The following is a 21,410-nucleotide window of genomic DNA, read 5'->3' on the forward strand; positions in this document are numbered from 1 at the left end:
ACGGTTGTGCAATGTTTTATTAGCTACTTTGTTGCCGGAACTGTATTTTAGTTTTAAATAAATCGAATCTCTATTTATACAAATTATGAGGAAAGTATTTTCTATAGTAAGCATCTGTTTGTTTTTTTGCTTTGTAGCATTTGCTCAAAAGACTACCAAAAAAGCACCGACAACGAAAGTTAATAAGCCAAACATTGTTTATATTTTGGCTGATGATATGGGCTATGGCGAATTAGGTTCGTACGGGCAAGAGAAAATTGAAACGCCAAATTTAGATTTGTTGGCAAAAGGAGGAATGCGTTTTACGCAACATTATGCATATCCGGTTTGCGCACCCTCACGCTATATTTTTATTACGGGTCAAAATTCAGGTAAGGCTTTTATTCGTGGAAATCACGAGTGGGGCGAACGCGGCCCTGTTTGGGATTTTAAAGCAATGGAAGAAAATCCATATCTGGAAGGACAGTTTCCAATACCAGATTCTACCGTTACAATTGCCGAGATGCTAAAAACGGCTGGTTACACAACAGGCATGGTAGGTAAGTGGGGGTTAGGTGCTCCATTTACAAGCGGCTTTCCAACGCAGCAAGGTTTCGATTATTTCTATGGCTTTATTTGCCAACGCCAAGATCATACTTATTATAGTGGGCACTTATGGGAAAATGAAAACAGGATTCCACTTGATAATGCAATAATAGATCCCAATGTGAAATTTCCTAAAGATTTGGATAATTTGGATGAAAAAAATTATGAACAATATGCTCAAAAAGATTACACCCCCGATTTTTTAATAAAAGCAGCTGTAAAATTTATTGATAGAAATGCCGATAAGCCATTTTTCTTGTATTATCCAACCCCTTTGCCACACGTGTCTTTACAAGCCCCGAAGGATTTGGTAGATTATTATCATAAAAAGTTTGGTGATGAAAAACCTTTCTTGGGAGGCTCATATTTTCCTTGTCGATATCCTCGTGCTACGTATGCTGCCATGATTACTTTGTTAGATAGACAAGTGGGTGAGCTAATTAAAGAACTTAAGGCAAAGGGTGTATATGAGAATACAATAATTATGTTTTGTGCAGATAACGGTGTGGCTTACAATGCAGGTGTTGACCCCGATTATTTTAATAGTAATGGCCCATTTAAAGGTACTTTAGGTTGGGGTAAAGGCTTCTTACGTGAAGGCGGAATAAGAGAACCTTTTATTGTTTCATGGCCTGGGAAAATTAAAGCAGGAACTACAAGTGATTTTATTTCGTCTACAATGGATATGATGCCTACATTCTGCGATTTATTGAGTTTAAAAACACCTAAGGATGTAGATGGGATAAGTATTTTGCCTACCTTTTTAGGACAAGCACAAAAAGTTAAACATCCTTATTTGTATTTTGAGTATCCGGAGTATGGAGGTCAACAAGCCATTCGAATTGGGAATTGGAAAGGATTGAGGCTGGATATGATTAAGAAAGGAAATAGTAAATGGTCGTTATTTGATTTAAGTAAAGACATTCAAGAGCAGCATGATTTAGCCGATCAGCACCCTGAAATAATCGCGCAAATGAAAGAAATAAGTAAGAAGGAACATCGAACACCTGAATTATCACGTTTTTTAATTCCAGTTTTGGAGCAAGAAATGAAATAATTTTACCTATGAACATCAATAAGAAAATCCCGAATCTTATTTAAAGAATCGGGATTTTTCTTTAATGCATTCTGCTAAGTTGTTGGTTTTTAGTTGTTTGATTAAAATTTCAATCTGTTAATAAACAAATTACTTATATTTGCAGCCGAATGCAAAGTATAAAACCTATGAAATATCTTTTGTTATTAAGTAGTTTGTTCTTGTTTTTACACGGAAAAGCGCAAGATATTGATTCGTCAAAAAAAGCCGATACCGTTTATAAAACTGTTTACGCTACGTATTATGCCAAGAGATTTGAAGGGCGCAAAACCACTAGTGGGGCACGTTATCGCGGTAAAAAACTAACAGCCGCACACCGTACTTTGCCTTTTGGTACAGAAGTTTTGGTAACCAATCCCGTTAACGGAAAATCAGTAGTGGTTAAAGTAAATGATCGTGGCCCGTTTAATAAAAAACTGGCTATCGATTTATCAGAAAAGGCGGCCAAAGAAATCGGTATTTACAGCAAAGGCGTTGCAAAAGTAAATTTAAGTTACACGCTAGAGTAACCTTTCTTTTTTTAGTAAAATTCTCCTTTTTTTGTATTCAAGTTGACTCAAATAGTGGGTTAAAAGCCTGTATATGTGTTGTTTGCTTGTTTTTGGTCTTTTTTGAGTTTGGGTATACAATTTCATCAAAAAATTAAGTTATTAACACTCAATTTTCTTTCTTAAGTGTTAAAAATGAGATTATTATCATTTTTTTTGGCTGAAAATGAGATTTAACTTACTCAATTATCAACTAAAAGGTTTAGAGTGTTAACAACTTTGGTTGACTAAAAACGGCCATGGTGCATATATTTGTTTAACAAAGTTCTTTAACTTTTTATGTTTTACAAATCAGTACAACAGCTTAGTTTTAAATAGTTTACAAGCCGATCATCTCAGGTTGCCGAAATAAATTCCCTGCATAAAACCAAGTTCTTTGTAAAACAAACGGAGTTAGCACTTTCACCAAATACGTATAGCAAAACAGAAAACACTCATCGCTTAAAAAATGATGGATGCGGGGTTTTGTCGGCTTTGGTATAATTGAGAAACGTTAAAAACATCAGCTTATGGAACAGGAATTATTACTTCAAGAAAACAAAGACCGTTTTGTGTTATTGCCAATCAAGTATCCGGCAATTTGGGAAATGTATAAGAAAACCGAAGCCAGTTTTTGGACTGCGGAAGAAATTGATTTATCAGATGATATTAAGCATTGGGATAATTTAAATGATGGCGAACGCCATTTTATTTCGCATATTTTGGCATTCTTTGCAGCAAGCGATGGTATTGTAAACGAGAATCTTGCAGTAAACTTTATGAGTGAAGTGCAAATTCCTGAAGCACGCTGTTTTTATGGTTTCCAAATTATGATGGAAAACATTCACTCAGAAACATATGCGCTTTTAATTGATACCTATGTAAAAGATCCGGAAGAAAAAGATCGTTTATTCCATGCGGTTGAAACAGTTCCTGCCGTTAAGAGAAAAGCAGAATGGGCTTTGCGTTGGATTGAAAACGGAACTTTCGCAGAGCGATTAGTAGCTTTTGCAGCAGTTGAAGGTATTTTCTTTAGCGGAAGTTTCTGTTCAATTTTCTGGTTGAAAAAACGTGGATTAATGCCGGGCTTAACTTTCAGTAATGAGTTGATTTCGAGAGATGAAGGTGCGCATTGCGAATTTGCTTGTTTGTTATATAGCATGCTAAGCAATAAACTATCAGAAGCACAAGTACATGCCATAATCAGCGATGCAGTAGTTATTGAAAAAGAATTTATTACGGATGCTTTACCGGTTGCTTTAATTGGTATGAATGCAAAATTAATGAGCCAATATATCGAGTTTGTTGCCGATAGATGGTTACAAGAATTAGGGTACAAAAAAATCTATAATGCAACAAATCCATTCGATTTTATGGAATTGATTTCTTTACAAGGAAAAACCAATTTCTTCGAGAAACGTGTGGGCGATTATCAAAAAAGTGGTGTGTTAACTGCAGCCGATAACAAGGCTCAGGCATTCTCACTTGATGAAGATTTCTAAGAAGAAATAAACAGAGGGTAAACCTTTATGTGTTTACCTTCAAAATAAATAATAGAAAAGTTAATGAGAATGGAGTTCGAAACCTATGCTACCTATGATAGATTCGCTCATTTAAAGTTCTCTTATTAAAAGAAAAAAATTAAATCTCAAAATATATGTTCGTACTAAAAAGAGATGGCCGTAAAGAAGCGGTTCAATTTGATAAAATCACGGCTCGTATTCAAAAGCTGTGCTATGGTTTAAATGCTGATTTGATCGATCCGATTGATGTAGCAAAAAAAGTTATTGAAGGTTTATACGATGGGGTTACCACCTCTGAGTTAGATAATTTAGCTGCAGAAACAGCTGCTTCATTAACAACCAAACATCCAGATTATGCTTTGTTAGCTTCGCGTATTGCGGTATCTAACTTGCATAAAAACACCACAAAATCATTTTCGGGTACGATGAAAATGTTGTACGAATATTTCGATCCGAAAGCACAAAAAGAAGCACCACTTATTGCTGATGATGTGTTTGATATTATTCAAAAAAATGCAGACATTCTCGATAGTTCAATTATCTACGATCGCGATTTCGGTTTTGATTATTTCGGTTTTAAAACCTTAGAAAAATCATACTTATTAAAAGTTAACGGTAAAATTGTTGAGCGTCCTCAACATTTATTCATGCGCGTTTCTGTTGGTATTCACAAAGAAGATATCGAAAGCGCTATTAAAACCTATAACTTAATGAGTGAGCGTTGGTTTACACATGCTACACCAACTTTATTTAATGCAGCAACTCCTAAACCGCAAATGTCGTCATGTTTCTTGTTAACCATGCAAGATGATAGCATCGAAGGAATTTACGATACCTTAAAACAAACCGCTAAAATTTCACAAAGTGCCGGCGGTATTGGCTTAAGTATTCACAACATCCGTGCAACAGGTTCATATATTGGTGGTACCAACGGTACAAGTAACGGTATTATCCCAATGTTACGTGTATTTAACGACACTGCGCGTTATGTAGATCAAGGTGGAGGTAAACGTAAAGGAGCTTTTGCCATTTACTTAGAGCCATGGCATGCGGATGTTTTCGAATTCTTAGATCTTCGTAAAAATCACGGTAAAGAAGAAATGCGTGCCCGCGATTTATTCTACGCACTATGGATAAACGATTTGTTTATGCAACGCGTAAAAGATAATGGCGATTGGACATTGTTCTGCCCGCACGAAGCACCAGGATTAGCTGATTGCTTTGGTAAAGAATTCGAAGATTTATACATCAAATACGAAACAGAAGGCCGCGGACGTAAAACCATCAAAGCACAAGAACTTTGGTTTGCTATTTTAGATTCGCAAATTGAAACCGGTACACCGTATATGTTGTTTAAAGATGCTGCCAACAGCAAATCGAACCAACAAAACTTAGGAACCATTAAAAGTTCTAACCTGTGTACAGAAATTATCGAGTACACCTCAAAAGACGAAGTAGCGGTTTGTAATTTAGCTTCATTGGCATTACCTCGTTTCGTAATCAATGGCGAATTCGATCACCAAAAATTATACGATGTAACCTATCAAGCAACTTTAAACTTGAATAAAATCATCGATCATAACTATTACCCAGTTCAAGAAGCCGAAAATTCAAACCGTCGTCATCGTCCGGTAGGTTTAGGTGTACAGGGTCTGGCCGATGCCTTTATCTTATTGCGTTTACCATTCGAAAGCGATGCAGCAAAACAATTGAACAAAGATATCTTCGAAACGATTTACTTCGCTTCAATGACAGCTTCGCACGATTTAGCCGTAAAACACGGTCCATACGAAACCTTCAAAGGTTCGCCATTATCGAAAGGTAAATTCCAATTCGATTTATGGAATGTAACACCAGATAGCGGCCGTTGGGACTGGAATGCATTGCGTAAAAAAGTTGTAAAAGATGGTGTGTATAACTCACTATTAGTTGCACCAATGCCAACAGCTTCAACTTCGCAAATTTTAGGTAACAACGAATGTTTCGAGCCATACACTTCAAACATTTACACCCGTCGTGTATTAAGTGGAGAGTTTGTGGTGGTAAATAAACATTTATTAAAAGATTTAGTCGCATTAGGATTATGGAACAACGATATGAAAAACAAAATCATATTGGCAAACGGTTCAATCCAGGCAATCCCAGAAATTCCAGATTATATCAAAGAATTATACAAAACAGTTTGGGAAATAAAAATGCGTAACATCATCGATATGGCTGCCGACCGCGGTGCTTATATCTGTCAATCGCAATCGTTAAATCTGTTTGTAAATGCACCAAACACGTCAAAATTAACTTCAATGCATTTCTATGCGTGGGAGAAAGGCTTGAAAACCGGTATGTATTACCTACGTACACAAGCTGCTTCTCAAGCTGTTAAATTCACGGTAGAAAACCAAGGCGGTAAAGCAATTGAAGCGGTAATTCCAGCACAAATGTCGCAAGACCAAGTAGCCGAAGAAATCGTTGACGGACCCGTTTGCTCAATGGAAGAAGGTTGTATTAGCTGTTCAGGTTAGGACAAGCGCTTCAAGCAAAAAGTATACAGCTTTACGAAGCAATCTTAAAGCAATAAAATAGATAAGGTTTTGGGCAAGCGCTCAAAACCTTATTTTTTGAAAATATAATTTGAAAAGATGTCGGTAGCAGATAGACTTAATGAAAGAAAAAGGGGAATAGGAAAAATTACTAGATTAAAAGATAAGAAAAATAAAAGCTTTATAATTCACTACAGCTGCGAATCTTTTTTTAATCTTGATGGGCGTACTCCAAGAGTTACATCAATTTGTGTGAAAAATAGATTTAATGGAAGTGTTAAAACGTTTTCAATACATATACATGCTCAAATACTGAAGAAGGATTTTCATCAGCTGAGTGATGAAGATTATGATGTTGTAGAAAAGAAGATGTTGAAGGAATTTTTCTCTTACATCAAATCTTATCCAACTTATTATTGGATACATTGGAACATGAGAAATTCAAGTTACGGTTTTGAAGCAATCGGAAACAGATATCGCATTCTCGGGGGGAATCCAAAGGATTTGGAAGATGAATTTAAAATAGATTTATCGGATGTTTTAGGCGAAATTTACACTTTTGATTTTGAATTACATAGGCCTGATGGACAGCTTTTGAACCTTTGCAAAAGAAATAGAGTTTCTACTAGGGATGCTTTAAAGAGAAGAGAGGAAGCGGAAGCATTCGATAAGAAAGAATTTTTGAAATTGCATATGTCGACAAGTAGAAAGGTCGAGTTGATTGATAGTTTGTTAACTTTGGAAGAAAAAGGTAAATTAAAAGTATGTAGTTCGAAGGTTAAAATTTACGGTTTAAGTCCAATTGGAATATTTGAGATGGTTAGAAATAACTGGATTCTATTTTTAATTTGGACTATTTTTATTTACATTTTAGGCGTAATGTTAGAGCCGCTTGTTTTAAAGCACCTACCTAGGGTCTTAGGTCTTAAATTATAATAGCAATAAAGTAGATAAGGTTTTGGGCAAGCGCTCAAAACCTTATTTTTTGTTTGTATTTTTGCAACGTAATAGGTTTTATTTCAAGCCTTATACCGCATGTCTTCAACCTTAAAACACAGCAAACACGAAATAATAAGTTGCGAGCGCTGCGGCACCGCCATCGAATGTAAGGCCAATGCTTACACCAAATGTCAGTGCAGCACAGTATCACTAACCATCAACGAAATGCAGTACATCTCCGAACTCTACGATGGCTGTTTATGCGCAAAATGTTTGGCCGAGTTGCAAGAAGAATATCAAGCCTCTTAAGCAAATTTTTTATTGCTATAAGAAAAACAACGTCAGCAGCTTTTGGCTTTCTCCTGTCCCGCTTTCCCTCCAAGCACCCGAAAAGGGTGGCTTTCCGTCCAATCGGGTTTAAATTTTTACGCAACTGACGCTTCGGGCGCACCCGCTCCGAGCAAAACCTATAACAATCGTCAAAAAGTGTTCAGTAAAAACGAAAACATGTAGCAGAAAATATTCATCCTTTTGCAGATAAAAAAGGACGCTTTTTAAGCCGTTTTTTTACGAAACATTGTTTTAAAAAACGCACTAACTTGTGGGCGTTCGGATGGCTGTTTTTGGTCGTTTTCAGACCTTGAGTTAAGCGATTTACAGAAATGTCAAGTGCAGATGACATTTTGCTAATCTATCCCCTCGGCGACACTAAAGAGCCTTAGCTGACGTAAAAATATTCTTTTCGAAAAGAGCAAAAAAGTTGGCATTGCGCACATAATTTGTTATCGATTGGCAGCTTGATGAATGGTTCATTAGGTGTTAAAACAAACAAATTAAAGTTATGGAGACGCTCATCTCAAATTATTGGTTCATTTTAGTAGCAGTATTGTGTATCGTTTTATACAAATACATTTTGCGGTTTTTATTCGGAATGGTCATCGTTCCGGAAGACCGAATTGGCTTGATAACGAAAAAGTTCGTGTTATTTGGCGCAGACAAAGAATTACCTGACGGACGCATTATTGCCCTTAAAGGAGAAGCCGGTTTTCAAGCAAAAACGCTTGCACCCGGTTTGTATTTCGGTATGTGGTTTTGGCAATATAATGTAACTATGGAACAGTTCACCATTATCCCCGAAGGGAAAATCGGACTTATCATGGCTAAAGACGGTATGGAAATTCCAACCGGAAATATATTGGGGCGACGCGTAGAATCAGACAATTTTCAGGATGCAATAAAATTCCTCGAAAATGGTGGTCAACGTGGTAGACAAACGGGGTTTATTACCTCTGGTTCGTATCGTATCAATACCATGTTGTTTCAAGTATCCGTTACCGATATGATTCGTATCAACGAAAGTATGTTAGGGGTGGTGACTACCTTAGATGGAGCACCCATCGAAGCCAACCAAATTGCCGGTAAAGTAGTAGAAGGACACAACAATTTTCAAGATTTCGACGCATTTGTATGTGCCGGAGGAAATCGGGGTTTGCAGCCACAAGTGGTACTAGCAGGATCCTACAATTTAAATCCTTGGGCCATTCAGTTAGAAGAAATTCCGATGACAGAAATCCCAATTGGTTATGTAGGCGTTGTAATTTCATTTATTGGTCAAGATGGAAACGACTTAACGGGTGCCGACTTTAAACACGGTAACATTGTAGCCCGTGGATCGAAAGGTGTTTGGTTAGAACCGCTCGGCCCAGGAAAATATCCAATAAACAAATACACGATGCGTGTAGAGCTCGTTCCTACTACCAACTTGGTGTTAAATTGGGCCTCAGCGCGTAGTGAAGCACATAATTTGGATAAGAATTTAAGTACCATTACGGTGCGTTCAAAAGATGGTTTCCCGTTTAATTTAGATGTTTCACAAATTATTCACGTGCCAACTACCGAAGCACCAAAAGTAATTGCACGCTTTGGAAACATGGTAAATTTGGTGTCGCAAGTATTGGAACCAACCATTGGTAACTATTTTCGTAATTCGGCACAAGGAAGTGATGTAATTGCGTTTTTAAGCACACGTAAAGAACGTCAAGAATCGGCTAAAGAACATATTCGCAAAGTACTTGATGAGTACAACGTAAATGCCGTAGATACGTTAATTGGCGATATTGTACCTCCGGAATCGTTAATGAAGACTTTAACCGATCGTAAAATAGCAGAAGAGCAAAAAGTAACGTACGAAACCCAAAAGCAAGCGCAAGAAACACGTCAGGGAATGGAAAAAGAAACCGCCATTGCTGATATGCAGAAAGACATTGTAAAAGCACAACAAAGTGTCGAAATTGCAGAGCGTACAGCGAGTGCAACGGTAAAAAAATCAGAAGGCGATGCAGCAGGCGTAAAATTAGCAGTAGGAGCAGAAGCCGAAGCAACCAAAGCACGTGCCCAAGCAGATTCTGAAGCCATTAAGTTACGTGCATCGGCCGAAGCAGAACAAATTGCCTTAACCGGTTCGGCAGAAGCTGGAAAAATTTTGGCTATTGGTAAATCAACCGCTGAGGCCTATGAATTGGCCGTTCAAGCTTTGGGAGGAGAGAACTTTACACGCTATAAAATTACCGAAGAGTTATCGAAAGGTAATGTGAAGCTAATTCCTGATGTCTTAATTGGTGGGAACGGGAACAACGGCGGAACTGCTATGGACGGCTTGTTAGGGCTGAAATTAATGGAATTAATGGATCCTGAGAAAGGGGTTAGCGCTACGCATGAAGCTCAAGGAGGAAGTACAATCCAAAAACCTGAGTAACTATCAAATTCCTTGTAAATAAAAATGGCCTCTATGAAAATCGAGGCCATTTTTTTATAATTTGAATCTTAGGATTTTTTGTTCAATGTTATAGCCGTTTACATCGCGTAAAACAAGCGCCGATGCAGCGTATGTTCCTACAACCTTAAAGGTCTTCTGGTAAAAGTAAGTACACGTTGAAGCAAGACTTTTATGGCTTATCTAAAAAGTCGTACGTATGATAAGGAGTGTAGAGAATTATTTTCTCTACAACAATGTGAATCATAATTATGCTAAATCCTTAACAAGAATCGTTATTTTTGCGTAAATAATACGCATATATAATGGAATTAAAGCAGGATATAAAAATTGCTGTAGACGCAATTGTTTTTGGTTATGCCGATGGTGAATTGAGCATATTACTCATAAAACAAAAGTACGGTGATTTGAAAAATCAATGGGCTTTAGTTGGTGGCTTTGTTCAAGATAATGAGTCTTTATATGCCGCCGTTAATAGAGAATTAAAGGAAGAAACGGGCGTACAGGTTAATTATCTAGAGCAGCTTTACACATTTGGAGATGACATCAATCGTGATCCTCGTTTCAGGGTAATTTCTGTAGCTTATTTTGCATTGGTAAATTCCACGAAACTGATACTAAAAGCTGATAGTGATGCAGAAGAAGCACAATGGTTTTCAATAAATGAATTACCTGCCTTAGCATTTGATCATGATGCAATTATAAAAACTGCCTTAAAAAGACTTCAAAGTAAACTTACGTATCAGCCAATCGGGTTTGATTTACTTCCAAAAGAGTTTTTATTTTCTGAGTTAGAAAATCTGTATTGTACCATTTTAGAAAGAGAAATTGATCGAAGGAATTTTCGTAAAAAGATTTTAAGTTTTGGTATAGTTGATGAGTTGGAAAAATTTGGAAATAAAAAAAATGGGCGGCCTGCTAAATTATTTTCGTTTAATGGTTTGAAATATAACGAGTTAAAGGAGGGTGGTTTTCTGTTTGAAGTATAATTTGCGTATTTTTTACGCAAAAAAAATTGTATAATTGAAGTATTAATGTAGTTTTGTGTAAAAATTACGCAAAAGTTATGATTTTAAATTTAGATAAAAATTTTAAGCCATTAGATGGCGAAGAAATACAATTCGAAAGTTTTATATTTTCAGGTGGAGAGCCTCATATTAAAATAAATCCTGCTTTTAATATCTCACAACCTATAACGGTGACACATCGTTTAAACTCTTTCAACGATCTAGGTTTGTTGTGTCTTGCTGTAGATGCATTAAAAAGGATGGATGCAAAGCTAGGAACACTCGTAATTCCTTATTTTCCTGCTGCCAGACAAGATAGGGTTATGATAAAAGGAGAACCTTTATCGGTGAAAGTTTATGCAACCATCATAAATGAATTTCAATTTGAAAAGGTTTTGATTTTTGATGCGCATTCTGAAGTTACGGCCGCGGTTTTAAATAATTGCGAAGTTGTAACCAATCATAAATTTATCGAAAAGGTATGTAAAGAAATCGGGAATGATGTTTTGCTTATTTCGCCAGATGGAGGTGCTTTAAAGAAAATATATAAAGTATCAGAATACTTAGGCGGCGTAGAAGTTATTGAATGCAGCAAAAGTAGGGATGTGAAAACAGGGAAATTAACTGGTTTTAAAGTTTATGCCGATGATTTGCAAGGAAAAGACTGTTTAATTGTAGATGATATTTGCGACGGTGGTGGAACTTTTATCGGCTTAGCCGAAGAGTTAAAAAACAAAAATGCAGGTAAACTTTATTTAGCCGTAAGCCATGGTATTTTTAGTAAAGGATTTGAAAATTTAAAATGTTTTGAGCGAATCTTTACCACAAATTCATTTAAAAATATGCAAAGCGATTACTTGACTCAAATAAATCTAGCAGATGGAATTTTATCGTAATGGATAGAAGTATGATGCTAGAATTTGGGCAATTGTTTGAAAGAAAATAAAATAACGTTTGACGCGTTGAAGAAAAATCCTCCCTGTTATAAATCAAATGTTTAAAGCAAGTATTTGGTGATTTAAATAATCCAATATTAACAGTTAAAAGAAAAAATGTATGAACCCTTTATTATTAACAGACGGTTATAAAGTTGATCATAGGAGACAATATCCAAATGGAACCACCTTGGTTTACTCCAATTGGACCCCGCGCAAAAGTAGAATTGATGGAATAGAAGACGTAGTCTTTTTTGGATTGCAATATTTTATCAAGAAATATATTTTAGAAGATTTTCAAACGTATTTTTTTAATCAGCCAAAAGAAAAGGTAGTTGCCGAATATAGCAGAAGGATTAATAATTACTTAGGGGAGAACCAGGTTGGTACAAAGCATATTGAAAATTTGCATGATTTGGGTTATATACCTATGGTATTTAAAGCATTGCCCGAAGGAGCAAGTGTTCCAGTAAGGGTTCCTATGTTTACAATGTACAATACCCTTCCTGAGTTCTTCTGGCTTACCAATTATTTTGAAACCTTGGTTTCGGCTATTGTGTGGATGCCTTGTACATCCGCAACAATTGCGAAGCAATACCGCAAAGTATTGGATAAATATGCATCTCAAACCTCATCAACCCCCGAATTTGTAGATTGGCAAGGACATGATTTTTCGATGCGAGGAATTGCAGGAATTGAAGCCGGTGTTTGTTCAGCAAGTGCGCATCTTTTAAGTTTTACGGGTACGGACACAATTCCCGCAATTGATTTATTAGAACGCTATTATAACGCAAATTCTGATTTAGAGCTTATTGGTGGTTCTGTTTCGGCCACAGAGCACAGTGTTATGTGCATGGGCACTATTGAAGATGAAATAGGAACCTTTAGAAGGTTGATTTGCGAAGTGTATCCAAAAGGGATTGTTTCCATCGTTTCTGATACCTGGGATTTGTGGAAAGTGCTTACAGAATATTTGCCAAAATTAAAGCAAGAAGTTTTAGGCAGAGAGGGCAAAGTGGTTATTAGACCTGATAGTGGTGATCCGGTTGATATAATTTGTGGTAATCCGGCAGGAAAAAATAGCAAAGAGCAAAAGGGAGTTGTTGAATTGCTTTGGGAAACTTTTGGTGGGCACGTGAATGAAAAAGGCTTTAAGGAACTAGATCCTCATATCGGCGCTATTTATGGCGATAGTATAACCGTTTCAAGAGCAACTGCCATTTGTGAACGACTAAAAGAAAAAGGATTTGCCTCAACCAATGTAGTTTTAGGCATTGGCTCCTACACCTATCAATACAATACGAGAGATACATTTGGTTTTGCCATGAAGGCTACCTACGGAGAAGTTAATGGTGTAGGTAGAGAAATTTTTAAAGATCCAATCACAGATGATGGAACAAAGAAATCAGCAAAAGGTTTGATGAAAATTATATTGGAGAACGGTACCTACAAATTAGTCGATCAAGTAAGCTGGGAAGAGGAAAAGAAAGGCGAACTTAAAGAGGTTTTTAGAGATGGAAAACTGCTCGTGGATCAAAGCTTAGCTAAAATTAGAGCACGCTTAAAAAGATCAATTTCTAGTCTGGTTTAGATGATATTGCAATCAAAACCGAAGTTTTTTTAGTTTTCTTTTGTCTTTCAGCTTTAGTAATCTTGGCTATAGTGGATTGATAAACGAAGGTTGAAATTACTTGCTATTGCTGCGTTTCAAATAAAAAGTATTATACAATTATGCCTCTCTTCTTTTAAACAAAATAGTAACTTTGCAGCAGAATTTAGCTATTCATTCAACCTGTAATTTAATAAAATGAGGAAAGTAAAAGTAGGTATGGTGCAAATGACCTGTACCAAAGATAAGCAAGAGAATTTAGATAAAGCCATTGTTAAAGTACGCGATGCAGCTGCTAAAGGAGCGCAAATTGTTTGTTTACAAGAGCTTTTTACTTCGCTTTACTTTTGCGACGTAGAAGATTACGATAATTTTGATTTAGCGGAAGCTATTCCCGGTCCTTCAACCGATGCTCTGCAAGTAGTAGCAAAGGAATTGGGTGTAGTAATTATTGCATCTTTATTTGAGAAACGTGCCGAGGGTTTATACCACAATACTACAGCAGTGCTAGATGCTGATGGTAGTTATTTAGGTAAATACCGAAAAATGCATATCCCAGATGATCCGGCTTATTATGAAAAATTTTATTTTACACCTGGCGATTTAGGTTATAAAGTTTTTGATACCAAGTTTGCTAAAATTGGTATTTTAATTTGTTGGGATCAATGGTACCCAGAAGCGTCGAGAATTACCGCTTTAATGGGAGCTGAAATTATGTTCTATCCAACCGCTATTGGTTGGGCAACCGATCAAGATGAGGAAACGAATAAAGATCAGTACAATGCTTGGCAAACGATTCAGCGTTCACATGCAGTGGCCAACGGTGTTCCGGTTGTGAGTGTGAACCGCGTTGGTTTTGAGCAAGATGGTGCTATGAAATTCTGGGGTGGAAGTTTTGCTACCAATGCTCAGGGTAGATTGCTTTATTTAGCCTCGCATGATGAGGAAGAAACTGAAGTGGTAGAATTAGATATGCAAGAATCAGACTTTTTCCGCAAGCACTGGCCCTTTCTGCGCGATAGGAGAATTGATAGCTATCAACCCATTACGAAAAGATATATTGATGGAGATTAATTGATTTCTCATTAGAAAAGTTGAAGGAGCTGGAAAGGCGGAAGTGAAGGCCGCCTAAATACATTTAGCCCCGACTTTGCGGACCTCCGACTTTCGGACTATATATTTGTCTTCGGACTTTCGGATGCCCGACTTCCGGACTATATTTACTAAAAAAATAAAAAATGTCAAATTTTCCTCCAAGAAAAGAATTAGATATTAATCAATTCGATTATTCGCCAAAGAAGCAAGGATATTCATTCCCTGCTGAATGGGCAAAGCATGAAGCAACCTGGTTAAGTTGGCCGCACAAAGAAGAAAGCTGGCCAGGGAAAATTGAAACAATCTACGAACCATACTGTCAATTTATTAAAGCCGTTGCAGTAGGAGAGAAGGTTCGTATCAACGTGAAAGACGAAGAAATGAAAGCTTTCGTACTTTCGGAACTGGAAAAAGTAGATGCGGATTTAAATCAGGTTGAATTCTATTTTAATCAAACGAACGATGCTTGGTGCCGAGATCATGGACCTGCGTATCTTGTAAAAGATAACGAGAAAGCTATTGTTGATTGGGGCTACAATGCATGGGGTGGAAAATATCCTCCCTTTGATTTAGACGATGTTGTTCCTACAAAAATTGCCAAGCACTTTAGTTTACCTTTATTTCTACCTGATATTGTAATGGAAGGGGGCTCGGTTGAGTTTAATGGGGCTGGTACTATTTTAACAACTACAGCTTGTTTGTTAAACGAAAACCGTAATCCACATTTAAGTAAAGAGCAGATTGAACAATACTTGCTTGAATATTATGGACAAGAGCAGGTGTTGTGGTTAGGAGACGGTATTGTTGGCGATGATACCGATGGGCACATTGACGATATTACCCGTTTTGTGAATGAGGATACGGTGTTAACGGTCGTGGAAAGTAATCCTGAAGACGAGAACTATGCCCTTTTACAGGAAAATTTGGAGGCTTTAAAACAAATGAAGCTGAAAGATGGTCGTTCATTAAAAATTGTAGAATTGCCAATGCCATCAGCCGTAATTTACGAGGATACACGTTTACCGGCATCGTATGCTAATTTTTACATTGCAAATGCGGCGGTCATTGTACCCATTTTTAACGATGCGAACGACCAAAAAGCGTTGGATATTATTCAAGGATGTTTCCCTGATAGGAAAGTAATCGGGATTAATTCTGTTGATATTATTTGGGGCTTGGGAAGTTTCCACTGCTTAAGTCAACAAGAACCTGCGCTTTAAAACCTTAAGGTTTTCAACTGATGAATTGATTTGCAATTCGTCAATTAGTAGTAACTTTACACAGAATAAATTAACCAAAATATAAAAAGTCTCTAAAAGGAGATTTAGAAAATATGAAATTATTAGAAGGAAAAACCGCATTAGTTACGGGAGCATCAAAAGGAATTGGACGTAAAATAGCTGAAAAATTTGCTGAGCAAGGGGCTAATGTTGCATTCACTTATTTATCATCAGTAGAAAAAGGTCAAGCTTTAGAACAAGAATTGCAAAGTTTTGGCACAAAAGTAAAAGGCTATCGTTCAGATGCTTCGAAATTTGATGAAGCAGAACAATTGATTAATGATATTGTAGCTGACTTTGGTTCAATTGATATTGTAGTGAACAATGCTGGAATTACAAAAGATGGGTTGTTAATGCGCATGAGTGAAGAGAATTGGGATGATGTAATCAATGTGAATTTAAAATCGATCTTTAACGTTACCAAAGCGGCTTCAAAAGTAATGATGAAAGCACGTAAAGGTGTTTTTATTAACATGAGTTCGGTGGTGGGTGTTCAAGGAAATGCCGGTCAAGCGAATTATGCTGCATCTAAAGCTGGGATTATTGGTTTTACGAAATCGGTGGCAAAAGAATTGGGTTCGCGAAACATTCGTGCCAATGTAGTAGCTCCAGGTTTTATTAAAACAGAAATGACAGAGGTATTAGACCCTGCAGTTGTTGCTGGTTGGGAAAAAGATATTCCACTAAAACGTGCTGGCGAAACAGAGGATATTGCAAATGTATGCGTGTTTTTAGCATCGGATATGAGTGCTTATGTAACTGGCCAAACCTTATCGGTTTGCGGCGGTATGTTATAGGTTTTTAAAACATTAAAATATAGAGCGTAAGATTTTTTAGTCTTACGCTTTTTTTATTTCATTTTTTTGATAAATGTGTAATAAATTAGTCTTTTTTGTTGTGATAATTTCGGCTATTTGCGTAATTTAACACCGTATAATGATCATCTTCAGATTAAATTAAGCCGAACCTTTATTAGATACTATGGCTCTTGAAAATAAGGTAATATTCGTACTAGCTAATACACGTTTTGATGGTGAAATTCAAGCTACATCCTTATTTATAGCTCGAAATTTAGCCAAAAAAAACAAAGTATTCTTTATTGATCATCCATTTACAATCAAAGATTACTTAAAATATCGTGGGACAGCTATTTTAGGGAAACGCCGAGAAAAATTTTCATTTTTTTCAGATGGCGTATTGGATACGGAGTTACCTAATTTTAGCGTGGTGGTAACGCCTCCTGTTTTACCCATTAATTTTTTGCCAAACGGTTTTCTTTATCGATCGATGCTCCGTGTAAATGAGTGGTTGCTGAGCAATAGAATTAATAAAATCATCAAAAGGGAAAAAATTAAAGAGTTTATCTACTTCAACTCTTTTAACTTTCATTTTCCTAATCTGGCAAAATACATTAAACCCCGCTTAATGATTTATCATTGTGTAGACCCCATGATTATTCCATACGATAAAAAACATGGAATACAATCGGAGCGGGAATTGGTAGAAAAAAGCGATGTCGTAATTTGTACCAGTGAAGCACTGTATGAGGAAAAAATGCTTCAAAATAAGCAAACCTATTTTGTGCCAAATGCGGCTGATGCAAGGTTGTCTATCGCAAATTCAGTTGTTTCCTCCTTTATTTCCAAAAAAATAGCCCCTTTTCATAAGCCCATTGTTGGGTATTTGGGAACGGTTGAGCGTCGCATAGATTATCATTTGTTGCATGAGCTGAGTAGCCTTCATCCGGAAATGAATTTTATTTTGGCAGGGCCGATAAGCGATGAGTTTGTGCCGAACGCATTAAAGACCGAAAAGAATATTCACTTTTTAGGAGCCGTGCCTTACACCGAAGTGGGCGCATTAATTGCAAGTTTTGATGTGGCGATCATTCCTTTTAAGAAAGATGAAGTTAGTTCCACCATTTTTCCGATTAAATTGTTCGAATATTTAAGTGCAGGAAAGCCGGTTGTTTCGAGTAATTTTAATCCTGATCTTAAAAAAATTACAGGCGAACTAGTTGAATACGCTGATGATGTACACTCATTTTCAGAGGCCTTGAGCAAAGCGCTGGCAAATGATACGGACGATAAAATAGAGCAGCGTAAGGCTTTAGCTAAGGAAAACACCTGGGAAAAAAGAACGAAACAAATAGAACAGATTATTGAGCACCATTTATAATTGTCTTTCTTGAAAAATACGGGTGCTACTTGCGCGAGTATGCTCCGTTCGATTTTAGAATAACCGCTGGAATTTTATGTTTTTCGAAATAAGCATAACCCGGTTCCAATGTTTTCCAAAAGTTTGTTAAAGAAGGATAGTCATCAGCGTATTTTTTCATGTTTGCGGATGTCATTTTGAAGGGAAAAATCTGCACGGGGATTTTTTCTTGCCCTCCATTTCGTGCTTCCACTGCCAATACATACATCTCTTTAATCTTTTCATCGGTTAGGGGAATACAGCCAACGGTTACACAATCTCCATGGATGTAAATGTCACTACCTGGGCTTTGGTTTTTTCCCGTTCTAACTAAATCGACCGCATTTGGATAATCAATCCCCAAGGATAGATAAAATGAACTCATGGGATTAAAAACATTGATGGAATAGAATCCTTCTGGGGTTTGTAAATCGCCTTCTTTTATTTTTGGCCCTAACGTTCCGGAGTGCTCGCAGAAATCGTAGGTTCTAAACAGTGAATATTTTTTGTCGGTGTTGTTTTTTAACCAAATTTCTAATTTTCCTTCAGCTTTGTAGGCATTTATAAGAAGCGAAAAAGGAGCAATGAAGTTTTGTTTCGTTAACGATTTTTGTAGTTCATCCCACTTTTCTGAATAGGCAGTTCGCACGCGTTCAAACTTAAGTTGCTCTTTTTTAAAGGTGTTTTGAGCTTTCGCCATAGAAGAAAATGCAAGTAAAGAAAATAAATAGATAAATTTCATAAGTGTATTGCTTTGGCTAAAACTAGTAATTTAATTGGGATCTCAGAATATACAGAATAAAAGAGAGTTTTTGTGTATTTGGTGTTTCAGGGGCTATTGTTTTTTTTGCCACGGAATCTCAGAGTACACAGAATAAAAATGGAATTTCTGTGTATTTGGTGTTTCAGGGGCTATTGTTTTTTTTGCCACGGAATCTCAGAATACACAGAATAAAAATGGAATTTCTGTGTATTTGGTGTTTCAGTGGCTATTATTTTTTGCCACGGAATCTCAGAATACACAGAATAAAAATGGAATTTCTGTGTATTTGGTGTTTCAGTGGCTATTATTTTTTGTTTTGCCCACGAAGCTGCAAAACATCACAATAAAAAGACCGTTCCGTGTCTTCCATAGCGATTTCAAAAATAAACCACATTCTCTTGAAAAAACACACAAAATTAGCATCTTTATAATGTATGAACAGTTTCTTTTCTGGTACTTCCATTTTATCGTTTTTAGCATGTGTGGTTTTAGGTGTTTTATATGCCTGGCTATTGTATGGGACTAATAAAAATTTAGAAAAGAAACTGCGTTATAGCTTAATTCTTTTACGGGTTTTAGTGGTGACGCTGCTTAGTTGGTTGCTGGTTGCTCCTTTAGTAAAGACATTAAATTATACGGTTGATAAGCCCATCATCATCATTGGGCAGGATAATTCACTATCGGTAGAGCAAATAAAACCCGCAAATTTTAACCAGGAAGAGTATGAGAAGAATCTTAAAGCCTTGCAAGCTAAATTGGAGGAGAAGTACGAAGTTCGGACCTATCATTTTGGTGAAAAAATAGGAGAGGGTTTCAATTTTACCAACTCCGCTAAATTAACCAATGCTGCGGCTTTTATTCAAAAGATAAAAGATGAGTATGTGAACAGAAATGTTGGAGGTATTGTTATCGCTAGTGACGGGATTTTTAATCGGGGTGGTAATCCGTTGTATAAATTAAATGATTTAAAATCAACTGTTTATACGATTGCGTTGGGCGACACCCTACCCAAACGTGATTTGCTTATTTCGAATATTAATTACAACAATATTGTTTATTTAGACGACGATTTTACCATTGAACTACAGGCGCAAGCCTTTCAGAGTGCTGCTGAGAATTTTGCCATTCGCGTAGCGCAAAATGGAGCAAAAGTGGCTGAACTAAATAGCCGCATTGAAGGAAATAATTTCGTCAAAAATATACCTATTAAGCTACATGCGGGAAAAGTGGGTGTTCAGAAATTTACGGTCCAGTTATCGGAACTAAAGAATGAAATTACCACTAAAAATAATTCTCAAACGTTTTATGTGGAGGTTATTGATGGCCGCGAAAAAGTACTACTAGCAGCGGCAGCTCCTCATCCCGATTTAGGGGTTCTAAAAGAAGCTATTTCGCTCAATAAACATTACGAAGCAAGCTTGGTGTTGGGCGATGAACTCAATACGGTTAATCCCGCTAAATACGATTTAGTTATTCTTTATCAGTTGCCTGATTATCAAAATGTATCAAAAAATTTGCTTCAAAAGGTACTGGAGATGAAGAAACCGGTGTGGTATATTTTGGGCGCTCAAAGCAATATTAATGCCTTTAATCAGATTCAAAATCAAGTAAATTTAGCATCGGCTACGGGCAGTATGCAGGAGGTATATCCGAATTTAGCTGCCGGTTTTACCAGTTTTAATCTCCAAGAGGATGAAGTGAAAAGTATTCCTTTGCTCGATCCATTGCTTATGCCATTTGGTAAATTAACAGTAAACACCAATGTAACTTCCATCTTTAATCAACGGATTGGAAAAGTAAATACCGAGATGCCACTCTTGTTTTTTACCACCGAAAATGGAAATAAAACGGGGTATTTATTGGGAGAAGGCTTATGGCGTTGGAAATTATCGGAAGCGGAAAATGAAAATCAAACGGGTTTTGTGAACAGTTTAATCGCTAAAACGGTTCAATATCTTGCAGTAAAAGACGACAAACGGAGGTTTAAAGTATTTGCCTCTGCATCGGCTTACGATGAAAACGAAAGGGTGCAGTTGAATGCCATGTTATACAATGAAAGTTACCAAGCCGTAAACGATTCAGAAGTAAAATTAGCGCTTAAAAACGACGCAGGAAAGGTGTTTAATTACGTGTTTTCCAAAACAGAAAATGGCTATAGTCTAGATGCGGGCACACTTCCCGTTGGGAATTATACCTATATTGCAAATACCGTTTTGGGGAAAGATACCTTTACAGCACAGGGTAGTTTTTATGTAACGGCTTTGGTGGCTGAATTTCAGCAAACCACCGCCAATCATCAATTATTAAATACCATGAGCCAGCAAAGCAAGGGCAAAATGTTTATGCCAAGTAATTTACTGCGTATAGCCGATGAGATGATACAAAATGAGAGTATCAAAACCATTCGTTACGAGGACCGAAAATATGATACCTTGATTAATATGAAATGGATTTTTGCCTTACTCATTATTTTGCTTAGCACGGAGTGGTTTTTACGAAAACGAAATGGGGAAGTTTAGTGTAGATTCTTGATTTTTTCTGACTT

16 protein-coding genes are annotated in these 21,410 nt (G+C 36.8%); 15 read left to right on the top strand and 1 reads right to left on the bottom strand.

Annotation, left to right across the window (positions count from 1 at the left end; translation table 11 throughout):
- The first annotated feature begins 85 nt into the window (after nucleotides 1-85).
- The 14 genes from ACJVDK_RS17900 to ACJVDK_RS17965 all read left to right on the top strand — a co-directional run bounded on the left by ACJVDK_RS17900 (nucleotide 86) and on the right by ACJVDK_RS17965 (nucleotide 18,084).
- Nucleotides 86-1,642, top strand: a complete 1,557-nt coding sequence (locus ACJVDK_RS17900) for an arylsulfatase (RefSeq protein WP_443938030.1) — start codon at nucleotides 86-88, stop codon at nucleotides 1,640-1,642.
- A gap of 167 nt (nucleotides 1,643-1,809) precedes the next feature.
- Complete coding sequence (locus ACJVDK_RS17905) at nucleotides 1,810-2,190, top strand: septal ring lytic transglycosylase RlpA family protein (RefSeq protein WP_443938031.1); 381 nt, start codon at nucleotides 1,810-1,812, stop codon at nucleotides 2,188-2,190.
- A 548-nt stretch (nucleotides 2,191-2,738) separates the two neighbouring features.
- A complete protein-coding gene (locus tag ACJVDK_RS17910) occupies nucleotides 2,739-3,710 on the top strand; it encodes a ribonucleoside-diphosphate reductase small subunit (protein ID WP_443938032.1) in 972 nt (323 codons plus the stop codon).
- A gap of 155 nt (nucleotides 3,711-3,865) precedes the next feature.
- Nucleotides 3,866-6,250 (top strand): ribonucleoside-diphosphate reductase subunit alpha, encoded by a 2,385-nt coding sequence (locus ACJVDK_RS17915; RefSeq protein ID WP_443938033.1) that lies wholly within the window; start codon nucleotides 3,866-3,868, stop codon nucleotides 6,248-6,250.
- A gap of 117 nt (nucleotides 6,251-6,367) precedes the next feature.
- Nucleotides 6,368-7,204 (top strand): hypothetical protein, encoded by an 837-nt coding sequence (locus ACJVDK_RS17920; RefSeq protein ID WP_443938034.1) that lies wholly within the window; start codon nucleotides 6,368-6,370, stop codon nucleotides 7,202-7,204.
- Nucleotides 7,205-7,303: 99 nt separating this feature from the next.
- Nucleotides 7,304-7,516 carry a cysteine-rich CWC family protein gene (locus ACJVDK_RS17925; protein ID WP_443938035.1) on the top strand — a complete coding sequence of 71 codons (213 nt, stop codon included), beginning with the start codon at nucleotides 7,304-7,306 and terminating at the stop codon, nucleotides 7,514-7,516.
- A gap of 532 nt (nucleotides 7,517-8,048) precedes the next feature.
- Complete coding sequence (locus ACJVDK_RS17930; RefSeq protein WP_443938036.1) at nucleotides 8,049-9,962, top strand: SPFH domain-containing protein; 1,914 nt, start codon at nucleotides 8,049-8,051, stop codon at nucleotides 9,960-9,962.
- A gap of 323 nt (nucleotides 9,963-10,285) precedes the next feature.
- Complete coding sequence (locus ACJVDK_RS17935; RefSeq protein ID WP_443938037.1) at nucleotides 10,286-10,969, top strand: NUDIX hydrolase; 684 nt, start codon at nucleotides 10,286-10,288, stop codon at nucleotides 10,967-10,969.
- Nucleotides 10,970-11,046: 77 nt separating this feature from the next.
- A complete protein-coding gene (gene prs, locus ACJVDK_RS17940) occupies nucleotides 11,047-11,883 on the top strand; it encodes a ribose-phosphate diphosphokinase (protein WP_443938038.1) in 837 nt (278 codons plus the stop codon).
- A gap of 160 nt (nucleotides 11,884-12,043) precedes the next feature.
- The gene (locus ACJVDK_RS17945; RefSeq protein ID WP_443938039.1) at nucleotides 12,044-13,513 is read left to right on the top strand and encodes a nicotinate phosphoribosyltransferase; all 1,470 of its coding nucleotides are present in this window, start codon (nucleotides 12,044-12,046) and stop codon (nucleotides 13,511-13,513) included.
- Nucleotides 13,514-13,729: 216 nt separating this feature from the next.
- Nucleotides 13,730-14,605, top strand: coding sequence for a carbon-nitrogen hydrolase (locus ACJVDK_RS17950; RefSeq protein WP_443938040.1), 876 nt, complete (start codon nucleotides 13,730-13,732; stop codon nucleotides 14,603-14,605).
- 164 nt (nucleotides 14,606-14,769) lie between these two features.
- The gene (locus ACJVDK_RS17955; protein WP_443938041.1) at nucleotides 14,770-15,846 is read left to right on the top strand and encodes an agmatine deiminase family protein; all 1,077 of its coding nucleotides are present in this window, start codon (nucleotides 14,770-14,772) and stop codon (nucleotides 15,844-15,846) included.
- 113 nt (nucleotides 15,847-15,959) lie between these two features.
- Nucleotides 15,960-16,703 (top strand): 3-oxoacyl-[acyl-carrier-protein] reductase, encoded by a 744-nt coding sequence (gene fabG, locus ACJVDK_RS17960; protein ID WP_443938042.1) that lies wholly within the window; start codon nucleotides 15,960-15,962, stop codon nucleotides 16,701-16,703.
- A 184-nt stretch (nucleotides 16,704-16,887) separates the two neighbouring features.
- Nucleotides 16,888-18,084 (top strand): glycosyltransferase, encoded by a 1,197-nt coding sequence (locus ACJVDK_RS17965; RefSeq protein ID WP_443938043.1) that lies wholly within the window; start codon nucleotides 16,888-16,890, stop codon nucleotides 18,082-18,084.
- Between the two features lie 25 nt (nucleotides 18,085-18,109).
- On the opposite strand, the gene ACJVDK_RS17970 is transcribed toward ACJVDK_RS17965, so the two are convergent.
- The gene (locus ACJVDK_RS17970) at nucleotides 18,110-18,844 is read right to left on the bottom strand and encodes a L,D-transpeptidase family protein (protein WP_443938044.1); all 735 of its coding nucleotides are present in this window, start codon (nucleotides 18,842-18,844) and stop codon (nucleotides 18,110-18,112) included.
- Nucleotides 18,845-19,299: 455 nt separating this feature from the next.
- On the opposite strand from ACJVDK_RS17970, the gene ACJVDK_RS17975 reads away from it, so the two are divergent.
- Nucleotides 19,300-21,384 (top strand): hypothetical protein, encoded by a 2,085-nt coding sequence (locus ACJVDK_RS17975; protein ID WP_443938045.1) that lies wholly within the window; start codon nucleotides 19,300-19,302, stop codon nucleotides 21,382-21,384.
- Nucleotides 21,385-21,410: the final 26 nt, after the last annotated feature.

It is taken from the genome of Pedobacter paludisoli (genome assembly GCF_052344095.1).
Classification (GTDB): domain Bacteria; phylum Bacteroidota; class Bacteroidia; order Sphingobacteriales; family Sphingobacteriaceae; genus Pedobacter.

Bases quoted from the DNA above. Each gene is read 5' to 3' on its own strand.
- ACJVDK_RS17900 (WP_443938030.1), top strand. From the start codon at position 86: ATGAGGAAAGTATTTTCTATAGTAAGCATCTGTTTGTTTTTTTGCTTT.
- ACJVDK_RS17905 (WP_443938031.1), top strand. From the start codon at position 1,810: ATGAAATATCTTTTGTTATTAAGTAGTTTGTTCTTGTTTTTACACGGA.
- ACJVDK_RS17910 (WP_443938032.1), top strand. From the start codon at position 2,739: ATGGAACAGGAATTATTACTTCAAGAAAACAAAGACCGTTTTGTGTTA.
- ACJVDK_RS17915 (WP_443938033.1), top strand. From the start codon at position 3,866: ATGTTCGTACTAAAAAGAGATGGCCGTAAAGAAGCGGTTCAATTTGAT.
- ACJVDK_RS17920 (WP_443938034.1), top strand. From the start codon at position 6,368: ATGTCGGTAGCAGATAGACTTAATGAAAGAAAAAGGGGAATAGGAAAA.
- ACJVDK_RS17925 (WP_443938035.1), top strand. From the start codon at position 7,304: ATGTCTTCAACCTTAAAACACAGCAAACACGAAATAATAAGTTGCGAG.
- ACJVDK_RS17930 (WP_443938036.1), top strand. From the start codon at position 8,049: ATGGAGACGCTCATCTCAAATTATTGGTTCATTTTAGTAGCAGTATTG.
- ACJVDK_RS17935 (WP_443938037.1), top strand. From the start codon at position 10,286: ATGGAATTAAAGCAGGATATAAAAATTGCTGTAGACGCAATTGTTTTT.
- prs (WP_443938038.1), top strand. From the start codon at position 11,047: ATGATTTTAAATTTAGATAAAAATTTTAAGCCATTAGATGGCGAAGAA.
- ACJVDK_RS17945 (WP_443938039.1), top strand. From the start codon at position 12,044: ATGAACCCTTTATTATTAACAGACGGTTATAAAGTTGATCATAGGAGA.
- ACJVDK_RS17950 (WP_443938040.1), top strand. From the start codon at position 13,730: ATGAGGAAAGTAAAAGTAGGTATGGTGCAAATGACCTGTACCAAAGAT.
- ACJVDK_RS17955 (WP_443938041.1), top strand. From the start codon at position 14,770: ATGTCAAATTTTCCTCCAAGAAAAGAATTAGATATTAATCAATTCGAT.
- fabG (WP_443938042.1), top strand. From the start codon at position 15,960: ATGAAATTATTAGAAGGAAAAACCGCATTAGTTACGGGAGCATCAAAA.
- ACJVDK_RS17965 (WP_443938043.1), top strand. From the start codon at position 16,888: ATGGCTCTTGAAAATAAGGTAATATTCGTACTAGCTAATACACGTTTT.
- ACJVDK_RS17970 (WP_443938044.1), bottom strand. From the start codon at position 18,844: ATGAAATTTATCTATTTATTTTCTTTACTTGCATTTTCTTCTATGGCG.
- ACJVDK_RS17975 (WP_443938045.1), top strand. From the start codon at position 19,300: ATGAACAGTTTCTTTTCTGGTACTTCCATTTTATCGTTTTTAGCATGT.